This window comes from Rhodococcus cercidiphylli (assembly GCF_033042225.1).
GTDB lineage: Bacteria > Actinomycetota > Actinomycetes > Mycobacteriales > Mycobacteriaceae > Rhodococcoides.
Genome location: NZ_JAWLKE010000029.1, coordinates 1 through 627 on the forward strand (window position 1 = coordinate 1; position 627 = coordinate 627).

At 64.3% G+C, this 627-nt stretch carries 1 protein-coding gene; it reads right to left on the bottom strand.

The features are described 5' to 3' along the window. Positions 1–16 precede the first annotated feature (16 nt). Positions 17–627, bottom strand: a 611-nt coding sequence (locus R3P95_RS26075) for a transposase (RefSeq protein WP_317549902.1), incomplete at its 5' end; no start/stop codon positions are given.

Sequence of the window (627 nt, forward strand, 5' to 3'; positions counted from 1 at the left end):
GATGCTCCTATGTCTGTCAAGGGCTGGGTGTGGGCTTCAGTAGGCCGAATATTTCGCGGGCGATGGCGCGTTTGAGGCATCGGGTGATTTCGCGTGGGGTTTTTCCTTCCGCGAGGCGCCGGTCTCGGTATTGCTGGGTTCGTTCGTCGCTGCGTAGCCGGGTGACGGCGATGGTGTAGAGCGCCCGGTTTGCTTGGCGGTCGCCTCCACGGTCGAGGCGGTGTCGTTGTGTTTTCCCAGAGGACGCGGGGATCGGGGCGACACCGCACAGGCGGGCGAAGGATCCCTCGGAGGTGACTCGTTCGGGATTGTCGCCGACAGTGATCAACAGCTGCGCGGCGGTGCTGGCACCGACTCCGAACCGTGCCAGCAGGTGCGGTGCGTGTGCAGCGACGAGTGCTTCGATCTGGATGGCGAGGATCCGCTCCTCGGCAGTGAGGTCCTGTATCCGCAGGGCCACCGACCGCAACGCTGCACCTACGGCGGAATCGAGATCGACGGGACGCCTGGCTGCGGGTGGCAGGGATGCGCACGCAGCGAACAATTTGGTGTCGGTGAGCTGGCGGAGGTCAGTCCGGATCGGGTCGGGGGCGTTGACGATCATCGATTTCAGTTGGGTGATCGCTT